The sequence below is a fragment of the Dialister sp. genome, from assembly GCF_051885895.1.
In the GTDB taxonomy this organism is placed as follows: Bacteria; Bacillota; Negativicutes; order Veillonellales; family Dialisteraceae; genus Dialister.
Genome location: NZ_JBJEXP010000110.1, coordinates 1 through 11,380, shown reverse-complemented (window position 1 = coordinate 11,380; position 11,380 = coordinate 1). Strand labels below are relative to the sequence as shown.

8 protein-coding genes are annotated in these 11,380 nt (G+C 50.3%); all 8 read left to right on the top strand.

Features of this window, described 5'->3' with window-relative positions:
• Positions 1–179: 179 nt before the first annotated feature.
• The 8 genes from ACI4N7_RS09350 to ACI4N7_RS09315 all read left to right on the top strand — a co-directional run bounded on the left by ACI4N7_RS09350 (position 180) and on the right by ACI4N7_RS09315 (position 10,418).
• On the top strand, positions 180–4,856 hold the full coding sequence (locus ACI4N7_RS09350) for an EAL domain-containing protein (protein WP_439733093.1): 4,677 nt from the start codon (positions 180–182) through the stop codon (positions 4,854–4,856).
• 347 nt (positions 4,857–5,203) lie between these two features.
• On the top strand, positions 5,204–6,559 hold the full coding sequence (locus ACI4N7_RS09345; RefSeq protein ID WP_439733092.1) for a hemolysin family protein: 1,356 nt from the start codon (positions 5,204–5,206) through the stop codon (positions 6,557–6,559).
• The gene (locus tag ACI4N7_RS09340; protein ID WP_439733091.1) at positions 6,549–7,019 is read left to right on the top strand and encodes a hypothetical protein; all 471 of its coding nucleotides are present in this window, start codon (positions 6,549–6,551) and stop codon (positions 7,017–7,019) included. The genes ACI4N7_RS09345 and ACI4N7_RS09340 overlap by 11 nt, the downstream gene beginning before the upstream one ends.
• Before the next feature lie 281 nt (positions 7,020–7,300).
• Positions 7,301–8,104, top strand: a complete 804-nt coding sequence (udp, locus tag ACI4N7_RS09335; RefSeq protein WP_439733090.1) for a uridine phosphorylase — start codon at positions 7,301–7,303, stop codon at positions 8,102–8,104.
• 203 nt (positions 8,105–8,307) lie between these two features.
• Positions 8,308–8,568 carry a hypothetical protein gene (locus tag ACI4N7_RS09330; protein WP_439733089.1) on the top strand — a complete coding sequence of 87 codons (261 nt, stop codon included), beginning with the start codon at positions 8,308–8,310 and terminating at the stop codon, positions 8,566–8,568.
• 116 nt (positions 8,569–8,684) lie between these two features.
• On the top strand, positions 8,685–9,359 hold the full coding sequence (locus tag ACI4N7_RS09325; RefSeq protein WP_439733088.1) for a Pr6Pr family membrane protein: 675 nt from the start codon (positions 8,685–8,687) through the stop codon (positions 9,357–9,359).
• Between the two features lie 36 nt (positions 9,360–9,395).
• Positions 9,396–9,545, top strand: a complete 150-nt coding sequence (locus ACI4N7_RS09320; RefSeq protein WP_439733087.1) for a hypothetical protein — start codon at positions 9,396–9,398, stop codon at positions 9,543–9,545.
• A 75-nt stretch (positions 9,546–9,620) separates the two neighbouring features.
• Entirely contained in the window at positions 9,621–10,418 is a 798-nt protein-coding gene (locus tag ACI4N7_RS09315) for a hypothetical protein (protein WP_439733086.1), read from the top strand.
• Positions 10,419–11,380: the final 962 nt, after the last annotated feature.

Here is an 11,380-nt window from a genome sequence, read left to right as displayed (position 1 = left end):
CTCTTTCCGTACTGTTTTTCGGGGGGGTAGTGATATAATGATTTACATCAGGATTAAGATTAATATCAGATAGTATTACAGCGTACAACATAGCATACTATAGATATAGTCCATTTTACGGCCCGGGAAGGACAGATTCCAGTGACAGAGGACAGGGGCCTTTATATGCATAAGGCAGGATGATACATATGAGCGATGACTGCGGTCAATTGGTATGTGCAGTGGTAGAGGGGCTGCCCTGCGGGATATGTTTCGTTTCCATGGATGACGAGGAACGGGTGCTTTATGCAAACCGGGCTTTTCTGAATATAATGGGGGCATCTTCCTTTCAGGAGCTTGTTTCCTGGCGGGGAAATTCTTTTGAGGCATTCACGGGAGTGAAGTACATCCCTCTCCGCCAGCGGTATGAGGCGGTGGGAGAGGCATCTTTCCATTTTTTCCTTCGTTCCCGTGACGGGGAGGCTTTTTCTGCTGAAGGTATGGTGGGGAAAGAAGAGGTAGCGTCCCTGGGGAAGGTATGGTGCCTGTCCTGCATCCGCTGCCGGAAGAAAGCGGAGAAGAAGATAGAGGAAACGGAGCTTCTCATGAACCGGGAGACCTTTTATCCTGCCGTTACCCGGCTGGCTGAGGAAGATGTCAAACATCACATCTTTGGCGGAAGGGCGCCTGTATATTTCAATCTGACCAATTTCAAAGTGTATAATTCCACCCATGGACGGCAGGCAGGAGATGAACTGATCCATTTTCTGGCGGATCGGCTCCGTGTTCATTTCCCCCATGCGCTGATTGCCCATCTCACGGGGGATACTTTTGCTCTGCTGGCGCCTCACCAGGATGTATCGAAACGCATTGAGGCAGTGGCCCGGGAGGTGGCAGGGTATACAGAAGATTCTTCCGTACGGCTGAAGGCAGGAGTCCATATTTTTGACTCCTCTTCTGTAGAGGTGAATGAGAACGGCATTCACCTCCTCTTTGACATGGCCAAAATCGCAGCGGATTCGATCAAGGACGATGCCGGAAGAACCTGGGCCTTTTATGAAAAATCCATGGGGAAGAATCTGGCAGACAAGGCTTATGTACTGGGAAATTTTGACAAGGCCCTGGAAAAGGGATATATCAAAGTGTACTACCAGCTCATCATACGATCCTTTACAGGGAAGGTCTCCAGCGTGGAGGCCCTGGCCCGGTGGGAGGATCCGGAGCGGGGACGCATTATGCCTTCCGTTTTTGTGCCGGTGCTGGAGGAGGCCCGTCTCATTCACCGTCTGGATGCCTATGTTATTGAGCAGATAGCCAGACTGTACGTATTTCTAAAAGAAAACCGCCGTCCTTTTATTCCGATTTCCGTAAATCTGTCAGCCATGGATTTTGAAACCATGAATCCCTTTGCTCTTGTAGAGAGCATGGTGAAAAAATATGAAGTGCCCCGGAATTTTTTCCATATAGAGATCACAGAATCCGCCCTGAACAGCAACAGCGGAAGGCTGAAAAAGGAAATCAGCCGTTTCCAGAAAGCCGGCTATGAATGCTGGCTGGATGATTTCGGCAGCGGCTATTCATCCCTCAATGTGCTGAAGTCCTATCATTTTGACACGCTGAAGCTGGATATGGCTTTCCAGAAAAACATGAATGACCAGGGGCGGAGGATTATCAGCTCCATCATCTTCATGGCCAAGAAGCTGGGCATCCATACCCTGGCGGAAGGGGTGGAAACGAAGGAGCAGGCGGAATTTCTGAAAAATCTGGGCTGTGAAAAGATCCAGGGCTACTATTACAGCAAGCCCCTGCCCTACGAGGAAAGCTACCGCAGTGTCATTTCCCGGCAGATGGATATTGAAACGGCGTCGGAGGCGTCTCTTCTGGATAAGGTGGGCCTGGCCAATGTGATCAGCGAAAATCCTGCCGGCATGTTTATCTATGACGGAAAGAATCTGGGCATTCTCCTGGAGAACCAGGCCAGCCGCAGGGCCGCTTCTTTTCTTACGGCACAGTACTTCATGAGAGACGGTGTCCGGGTCATTCAGCTGGATGCACCGGCAGCACACCAGTTCCATGAACTGATCGGCCGGTCCAGCCGCAGCGGGAAGGCGGAGTTTATCAATTATGTCTTTCACGGGCAGTATGTGCACTGTTCCATGAAGGTGCTGGCGGCGGAAGAGGGCATCTGCGCAGGGAAGTTTGAATACTACCATATGTTTGACCGGGATGAAATGAAACTGACCAGCCATATGGACAAGCTCCTTCGTCATCTGTTCATCATCTATGACGGCCTTTATGTGTTTCGGAAAGAGACAAACCGGGTGGAGGTCGTGGAGTCCATGAACCGCATTGCCCAAAGCGGGGATACCATACCTATGGAACGGTTCCTCACACTGGAACAGTTCATCCATGAAAAGGACAGACAGGAATTCCACAGGCTCATGGATTGGGATTATCTGGAAAGGGAAGGAAAGAAATCCAATCGGAATGCAGTCACCGGCCTGCTCCGCCTGCAGACGGAAGACGGCAGCTTCCGCTGGAAGGAGTTTGATTTTGCCTTCATGGGCTCTTCCGGCGGAGGCGATGTGATTCTCGGCGTAAAGGATACGGTGCTGGACAATGCCGATGACCGGGACAGGGTGCTTTCCGACTATGCCGCATCCTTTGGTTTCCTTACGGATAAGGAAAAGACCCTTGAAAAGGGGAAGAATCTTCTCTCCGCCTTCGCTTCTTCTTCGGAAATCTGCTTTTTCTGGAAGGACAGGAACCGCCGCTTCCTGGGAGCCAGCCAGGCTTTTCTGCAATGCTACGGACTGAAGCAGGAGGATATTCTGGGAAAAACGGATGAAGATATGGGGTGGCACATTGACGGAAGCCGTTACCGGGGCGAAGAGGAAAAGGTGCTGACAAAGGGCATCATTTCCCGCCGTGTCATGGGAAACTGCATTATTCGGGGAAAGGTGCACCGCATACGGGCTACGAAGTTCCCTGTGTATGAGGGCAATGAAATTGCCGGTTTGGCGGGCTATTTTACAGACGTGGAAAATGAGGGCCGGCTGGAGCTGGAAAATCGGCAGCTGTCTTTCAAAGATCCGGAAACGGGGCTTTCAAACTATCGAGGCCTGTTCATGTCAGGACTTGCTTTCTATGCCAACTACAAAACCCATGGGGAAAATTACGGCGGCATTTTTATGGATATTCCGGAGCTGGACAGGGCCGGCAGCATTTACGGCCCGGTACTTCGGGAAAAACTGCTTCACCGTCTGGCAGAGGAAGTGTCCCGCTTCTTCGGGCACCGCGAATCCCTGGCTCATCTGGGCAGCGGCCGGTTCTGCGTCCTTTTGAAAATGGAAAATACAGAGGATATCCGTCGGCGCATGCTGGATCTTTCCAACAGGATCCACAGCATCCACCAGGTGGACGGCAGAAATGTGACGCCCTTCCTCCAGTATGCCCTGGCGCTGGGCTCGGAAGCCAGGAATGTGGATGAATTTTTCCATCTTCTTGCCTACCGCCTCATGGAAGCGGAAAGGGAAAAGTACGGAGAAGCCATTTACACCGGTGACCGCATTGCCTTTGACAGACAGGTCTTTGATACCAGCAGCGAGCAGATCATGATATCCGATCTTGATAATTACAGCCTTCTCTATATGAACCAGGCAGGTCTCCGGGATCTGGGACTTCCGGCGGACTATGACTATTCGGGGAAAACCTGCTATGAGCTGATCTGCGGAAATCACAGGCCCTGCGATATCTGTCCCCAGGCGCTTCTCCGGCGGGACCGCTTCTATACACAGACCTTCCACAACAGAAATACAGGGCGGGATTATCTCATTCAGCATACCCTGATTTCCTGGCACGGGAAGAACTGCCACTTTGAGACGGCGGTGAACCTGGGAAGCTACGTGGAAAGGGAGTACAAGAAGAATTATCTTCTTTTCAAGGAAATCGCCGTCAACGATGCCATCGAGGCAGGCCTGTCGGAAGGCAGTCCCCATGAAGGCCTGATGCACATGCTGGCCAGGACAGGAAGAATTCTGGAAGCGGAAAAGGCCTGCATCTTTGAAGAACAGGCTGACGGGACGCTGAAAAACACCTACGAATGGTGCCGGAAAGGCATTGCGCCCACCATGGCACAGTACCAGCATGTGCCCATGGAACTGGCAAAGCCCATTTACGACCGTTTCGGTCCTGACCAGGTCGCTATCATTGATGATGTGGAGCAGGCAGCCAGGGACTATGGACTCACCGGCTCCTTCTACCGGCCCGGCTTGAAGCGGCTCATTTCCGGCCATCTGATTACCGGCGGAAAATCCCTGGGCTATACGGAAATTGTCAATCCTTCGGAAAAGACCATGAAGGAAGCCAGTCCGCTTCTGGCAACGCTTACCCGCTTTGCCGCCATCCTTCTCAGGAATCGGAATACCATGGATGAACTGAAGAAGATCAGTCATGTGGATCAGCTCACGGGCCTCATGAACCGCCGCTCCTTCATGGAGTGTGTCCGGGCCCTTCCGGAGGGAAAGCAGGTGGCCTTCTTCTTCGGCGATATGAACGGACTCAAGCAGATCAATGACACGAAAGGCCATGAGGCAGGAGATGAAGCCCTCGTCAACCTGAGCCGCATCATGGCTGCCATGGTGGGAAGAAAACGGGCTTTCCGCATGGGCGGCGACGAATTCATCATGGTTCTGGAAGACGGGGATGCAGAGAAGGCAGAACAGCTGGAAAGGGAACTGAAGGAAAAGCTCCACCTCCAGGGCCTCAGCATTGCTATGGGATGTGCCCTGCGCACCGCTCCCATTCATGACATCGACAGCCTGATTACGGAAATGGACAAGAAAATGTATGATGATAAGAGGAATCCAAGAAAATAGGGAAGTTTCCTGCTCCCGGTCCCTGGGATCCATGAGTATGGAAGATTGAGACAAATGGTAAAAAAGGCGGGCGCCCTTTGAAAACAGGGGTGCCTGTCTTTTTTGATGATGCGCTGTACGTGGAAAAAATGAGAAAATGCCTGCTTCTCAGAACACGGTGAGACAGCCGTCAAATTCCAGACCGGCAGGACCGGAAGATTTTCCCTGCGGCACCCTCCGTTTCCACACCTTCCGGCAGAGCCGCAGTCCTTTGACCGGTACGTTTCTTTAGAACCGCTTTTCTCTATTCATGATATAATGAAGCCAGATATCATCCGCTGTATTTGATAAAGAAGGAGAAGAAAAATATGGATGACGGCCACATATGGCTTGAAATTTTAGTGATTGTTCTGCTGGTTCTGGCCAACGGTGTTTGTTCCCTGGCGGAAATCGCCATTGTAGGAGCCAGGAAGACGAAGCTCCAGGAGATGATTGACGAAGGAAATAAGAGCGCGTCCTATGCCCTTCGGCTGGCAGAGCGGAAGGAGGAGCTGTTTTCTACCATCCAGGTGGGGATTACCACCATCAGTATCATTACCGGTATGTTTTCCGGTGCGTCCCTTTCGGGGCCTCTGAGAGAGGTGCTGGCCCAGTTTCCGCCTCTGGCGCCCTATGCCCAGGCGGTGAGCATGGTGGCCGTAATGATGCTGGTCACCTATTTTTCTCTCATTATCGGCGAACTGGCGCCGAAGTGGATTGCCATTGCCATTCCGGAAAAGGCGGCCTGCTTTGTAGCCCGTCCCATGATCCTCATGGCAACGGTGTGCAAGCCTCTTGTTCTGTTTTCCACCTGGTCCACCAAAACTGTGGTAGGACTTCTGGGAATCCATATGGGAGGAGAGCAGCCTGTATCGGAGGAGGAAATCAAGGTTCTTCTGCAGCAGGGGGCCAAGCTCGGCACTTTTGACAAGGAAGAACCGGAAATTATTGATAATGTATTTGAGCTGAATGACAGGACGGCGGCGGACTGCATGACGGCCCGTCCCCAGCTGGACTGGATCGACCTGGAGGACAGTGAAAAGAAGATATGGTCTGACATGATGCGGACCTCCCATTTCCGTCTTCCTGTAGGAAATGGATCCCTGGACGATTTCAAGGGGCTGGCGGACCTTTCGGAGGTCCTGCTGGATCAGCATGCCCATCCGGGGAAGGCGCTGAAGAAGTCCATTATGGAAACCGTTCATTCGCCGGTATATATTCCGGAAACGCTGACGCTCACCAAGGTGCTGAAACTTTTCCGCAGCCGCGGTGTCCATGAAGCCATTGTCATTGATGAATACGGCACCCTGTCCGGGCTGATTACCCTTCATGACGTGCTGGAGGAAATCGTGGGGGATATGCCCGGAGACAGAGAAGATATACTGGAAGAGCAGAATAAGTTTATCCGCCGCTCGGAAAATTCCTGGCTGGTGGAAGGGCTCTGCTCCATTGACGACTTCCGGGAGTATTTCCATATAGAAGATGAGCTTCCCGGAGAAGCGGAAGGATATTATAAAACCCTGGGGGGATTTGTCACCTATCTCCTGGGGTATATTCCCAAGGAAACAGAAAAAGCCCGGTATGGCAGCTTTACCTTTGAAGTAATGGACTGCGATAACCGGAGAGTAGACAAGGTGCTTGTCACCAGAGGAAAAGAAGAGGAGGAAGGAAAACATGAGCAGTAATGACGGCAGTAAAGGTTCCTTAAAGGAACGTCTCCAGAACCTGACACGGGACCTGAAGGACAACCAGGCTTTTCTCAGGACTTATATGCTTTCTCCCAGTCCGGATTTCCGTCCGGCAGAGGAGGAAAGAATCCGCCAGATTTCCCGGCTGGCGGATGAAATGATGGATATTCTTGCGGAACTGGCCGAAAAAAGCGAGGAAGGCCAGGAAACGGATTCCATGGATGAAGACATGAATCTGGAATATAAGACCCATACGCTGGGAGATCCTGACGATGCAGACAACATCGAAGGAGACTGGAACCTTGATGAAGAGGACATGATCCCCATCAGCGAAGCCCGCTCCCTCCCTGAAGCGGAAGAACTTCTCTCCAAAAAGGAAAAGAAGGGAAAGAAGCACGGAAAGAAAGACAAGAAGAAGGGAAAGAAAGGGAAAAAGGGGAAAAAAGAGAAAAAATAAGGCGATAGAAAGACCAGGCTGCATTTTCGAAGGCCGACGTGCCGGTATTTAAGTATTTTTGCATAAAATGCGTCATGGACCGAGATTCTTCGCTGACGCTCAGAATGACGGTCAAGGGCGGAAAAACAGCACGCAACGACGCTTAAAAATGCGTCTGCAGGGCCTGCAGCAGCCCTCAAGCTGTCAGCCTGTTAACCTTAAGAACCCTCTGAACCTTTTGAACCTTCATAGATAAAGCTGTCTGGGTTATTGATTGATAAAAGTAAGGAGAACAAAGCAGTATGCCTCATTACGCATTACCTCATGAAATTATGTACCATACCGGCCTTTCTCCGGAGATGACGGAAGGTGCGCGGTATGCCCTGGTGCCCGGGGATCCGGGACGGGTGGAAGGGCTGGCAAAGGCACTGGATGATAAGGCTGTTTTTGTGCAGTCTCATCGGGACTTCACCACCTGGAAAGCGAGGGTGGCAGGGGAAACTGTACTGGTCATGTCCACCGGCATGGGCGGGCCCTGCGTTACGTTTGCCGTGGAAGAACTGGCCCGGCTGGGAGTTGTTTCTTTTATCCGTGTAGGCACCACCGGCTCCATTCAGGAAAATATCAATCCGGGAGATGTGGTGATTAACCGCGGCGCTGTCCGGATGGACGGGGCGTCCAAGGCGTATGCACCCATAGAGTATCCGGCCATGGCGGACATGCGGATAACCATGGCTCTGGAAGAGGCGGCCAGAGAGCTCAAGGTGCCTTACCGGACAGGCATTTCCGTATCCACTGACAGCTTCTGGCCGGGACAGGAGCGCTATGACAGCTTTTCCGGCTATGTCCGGAGAAGTCTGCAGGGAAGCCTGGCGGAATACCGTGCTCTGGGCTGTACAAACTTTGAAATGGAAAATGCGACTCTCTTTACTCTGACTTCTGTCATGGGGCTTTCAGCCGGTTCTATCTGCGGCGTGGTGGCCAAGCGGACGGACAGTGAAGCCATCGTTCCCCATGAGGTGTATGAACTGGCGGAAAAACGATTTCAGCAGACCGTGAAAAGGGCACTGGAAATGCTGATTGGCCATTTCATGATTACACTGTGAGCAGAAGGAGCTGTCGGCAGTGTACCACTGTCACTGTATTTCTTAAGACCGGTGAGACATTCCTCTCTGCATCCTCTGAATCCGGGCGGCTCAGCCGCCCCTTTTTATTTTCCCCTTGCGATGAAGGGAGAAATCATTTATCATAACAATGATATACTATTGTTTCGCAGCTGGCGGAACTTGGATAAAGGAGATTTATAAGAATGAGAGCACGTGGTCTTTTATTTGGCGTGGCAGTGGCGTTTGGCGTCTGGAATATCATTAACAGCGGCGTGAATACGCGGTCTGTGGCAATCTTAGCCATGATTATAGTCTGCCTTGTCATTAATGTGTATAATTACCGGCAGAAGAAGCAGCAGCGAGAAGCGGCGGAAGCAGCCGTTCGGGAAAAGGAAGAAATCCGCCAGATACGGGCAGAGGCCCGGCGCAGGCAGAATCGGAAGAACCGGAAGCACCGCAAGTGATTCTTTCCGGGGGATGTGGTTCAAAGAGGGCCTTGGGCCCTTTTTCTGTTTTTGGGAAACTATGACCGGATGTTATAGGTTATCCAATAAGTCATAGCTTTGTTCTGGGAGGTTATATGCCGGCGGCTTTGATCTATCGCTGGGCAGTGTTTATTCTGCTCATTCTGGGGCTGATTCTGCTGATGAAGCACAAGGTGCTCACACCCTTTGTTTTCTGGTCAAGAATACAGTATTATACATTTTCTACATTTACCCTTTTCCTGGTCTGGCTGGGAGCGACTCTTTTCCGGGTGGATGTGCCTTTTCTGTATACGGCGGACTGCCGCTACATTGTAGCTGCCAGTCTGGGCACCCTTTCCCTCATGTATCATCTTATCGTAAGGCCGGGGGCCATCCGTACTCACAAGCTGAATGATATCAGCTATGAGCATTTTTCTTTCTACAACTACATATTTCACTACTTCATCCCTATCCTCATGCTGGTGGATTACATATTCTTCGTAGACAAGAGGGAAATGCACTGGTATACCATGTTTACCTGGATGATTTATCCTGCTTTTTATGTGGTATTTGTTTATTTCCGCGCCTGGGTGACGATTGTAACCCATGGGAAATCTCATTTGTATCCCTATACCTTCATGGATCCCAACTACCACGGCCCGCTGGCGATTACCAGGGGTGTGCTGATTGTGGGAGCCCAGTTTTTCGTCATCGGCGTTTTCGTCTATGCGCTGGGCATGGGCCTTTTCTATCTGGGCATTCCGCCTCTGGACTGGACCTATAATGGATAAAACAGCAAAGGCGCTCCGGCGGGGGCGTCTTTTTTGATGAAATTCATGCTGCTTTTCTATGAAGTACTGAATTTTCTGCACCCTGCCCGGCTGCGGATTGGTTCCCGTCAGAATGGGGCAAAACGGCTGACAGGGATTTCTCTCTGCGCACCGATTCACCGGTCTGCCCAGTTTAATTACAGATAGAGACATATAAGAAAATAAATGATATAATAGTCTCGTTACATTCGTTACGTGCTTTTGCTTTAAGGAGTTTATTGGATGGCAAAGACAAATGAAGCGATGACGAAGGATTTCGTCGACCATTCTTATTTCTACCGGCCTTACCTGTTTCTTGTGGTGATTGCCTTCATCCTGTGGGGCGCCTATGTATGCTGGACCGGATACTGGGGCATTGTTCATCACCGCGTGCCGGTTATCGACCTGGGCATGCAGCTGGCCCTTCTCTGGTGGCTGCTGGACACCGTGCTGACCAGGACAGTGTACCGTCTGGAAAAGGATCGGCTTTATATGCTGAAAACCGGCGTGGGACACAAAAAGGAGCTGTCCATTCCCTATGAGGATATCTTCGGCGTCCATCATTTTAAAAACCAGCTCATGAAACCGGTAACCTACCGGTATACATTCCATGAATATGCCAAGCTGGATAACCGGCCCATCTGGTCTCTTCTCTATGATATCGACAGCGATAAGAAAGTAGGCCGCGTGCTCATGAAGGCTTCCGAAGAGTTCTGGAAGGAATTTGAACAGCGCATGCCCGGGCAGATCCGTATTCCCCAGGAAGAAGTGGTTACCTTTACCTATAAGGCCATGGAAAAGAAGCTGCGGGATCAGGGATATTTCAAGGAACATCCGGAAATGTCCTTTGAAGAAGGCATCAAGCAGCTCCGCCAGAAAGGTACGGAAATGGGCGGACGTGAAGATGAACTGACCGGCGAAGACTTCCACGGAGAAGAAGTGGAACTTCATGACGGCACAAGCCGGGAAACGCTGGAAGCAGCCGAACGCAAGAGAAAGGCTGCAGAAGAGGAACGGAACAGCCACAGCAAAGAAAAATGAAGAGCATCATAAAAAGAAAGCATCCTGCTTATGCAGGATGCTTTTTGTTTTTCACTGCCTGCAGAAATCGCAGGAAAGGGCATTTACGGGACTTTGGATGATGTATGTTGAAACAGGTGCCGAAGCGCTGCAGACGCGGGAGAACATGTTCTTTTGCATTTTATGGACGGATTTATGGAGCTGCTGTTTTGAGGATCATTTCTTTTGGAACCGGCAGCGGGGAAGTGCCGGTTCGATCGCACCCGGAGGTATAGCCTGTAATTATAAAGGCATATAAAAAAATATGATATAGGGAAAATTGGGAATCTGAAAAATAAACATAACAAATAACCTAAAAATCAGAAAGAGCACATACCTAAAATGCAAATGGAAAGGAGAAAAGGATGAATTAAAATTACATAGAGTGCTATGTAATTAGATAGTATGCTATGTATAAAGAAGGCATTCTCTTTCTTCCATATGCATTTAGTGGCTTCTTTTTCGATAAATGCATACGAAATGCATTAAAAAATACTGCAAATAAGTTTTATTGGACGAAAAATAGTGCAAATAGGTATTAATTACATAAAAACGGCTGAAATCAGCGCATATTGAAAAATAAAGGGGTCATGCATACAATAAACATAGATGCCTATGTAATTTCCGAAAGGAATCATAGATGAGAGCCCGGACCCCGGGACTGTACAGGAAGGAGGATAGCAGGTTTGCCAGGGGAAATTTGTTTCCGGATTGAGTTCTGGATTCATGTGGAATTCAGCAATTATTCTTTTATCAACTTTATATGAGTCCAAAATCTTCCGGACATATTTTCCTGTTCCTGCCCGGTGCGCATCCGGCCAGGCGGAGGAGGAAAAAATTAAAAGGAAGGTGAACCTTATGGATCCAGCCATTATCACACTGTGTGTACTGGCAGTAGCAGCATTCCTGTTTGTTACAGAACTGATCCCGCTGGCAGTAACCGC